Genomic DNA, 1,044 nt, shown 5'->3' on the forward strand with positions numbered 1-1,044 from the left:
GTTCGCCTGCTTGCTCTCCGGGACGTACGCCAGCAGAGGCCGCTTGAGCCGCACGGACTCGCGCTGCTCCTTGAGGTCGTCGATCACAGCGATGACCCTGTCGTTCTCCATGTTGTGCCACTCCTCCAAAGAGGACGTGGCGATGTAGCCGCGGCGACTATCGAACTGGTTCACCACGATGCCCAGCCGGTCGATCTCGAGATGTAGGTCCGTCTCGAGGTCTTCGATCTGCTCGATGAGCATCTCGTAGGCGTCGGCTGAACTGTCCTCGGACTGCACGGGGACGAGCACTCCAGACCGACCAGGCTTCTCGTTCGGACGCCTGCGCCCGTAGTAGAGGCCGGCGTCCATGCTCAGTCCCAGGCTTGGCGGGGAGTCGACGACGATGACGTCGAAGTCGGCCTCAAGTGAGTGCAGCGCCCGCTCAAGCGCCATCTCCTTCTGGAAACCGCGGGACTGGGCGGCCGTGAGTGCCAGCTTGGAGTCCAGCAGGAATGCCTCGCGCGTGCCCGGCAGGACGTATAGCCGGCCCCCGAAACGCGGATCGTCGATTGCTACGAGCAGGTCCTTGATGTCGCCCTGAGCGTCACCGGACATGTGGGTGACCAGGCTGTCTTCACCCACGGCGATGGGCGGGATACCCAGCTGGTTGCTGAGGTGGAGCTGCGGGTCGTAGTCGACGAGGAGAACCCTCTGCCCACCCGCGGTGTAGTCGGCGATCAGGGCGAGGAGCTGCTCACGGGTGCGGTTGAGCCGCTCAAGCTCGGTGTCGGTCAGAGTCTGCACGAAGTTCTGCAGGCACTTGACGCCGATCCCCTGAGGCTCGGCGTGAGCTTCGGCGATTCCCGCAGAGATGGTGGTCTTGCCGACGCCGCCCTTCTGGTTGCAGACGATGATCCGACGCGGCGGGGCGGGCAGACCAGCCTGCTTGGGGGAAGGGTTGTCGTCCAGCCAGGACCGGATGCTCTGCGCAAGCCCCTGGATGTAAGAGAGGCCGCGTTCAGTACAACTGGCCTTGAAGTCGTCGTACATGCCTGTAGGCAG

Annotated in this window: 1 protein-coding gene; it reads right to left on the reverse strand. The window is 64.2% G+C overall.

Annotated features, from left to right (window positions below; translation table 11 throughout):
* On the reverse strand, positions 1 to 1,032 hold a 1,032-nt coding region (locus ABWI07_RS44415; protein WP_353822244.1), incomplete at its 3' end, for a ParA family protein.
* Positions 1,033 to 1,044 lie beyond the last annotated feature (12 nt).

It is taken from the genome of Actinomadura sp. NPDC000600, from assembly GCF_040492135.1.
Lineage (GTDB): Bacteria > Actinomycetota > Actinomycetes > Streptosporangiales > Streptosporangiaceae > Spirillospora.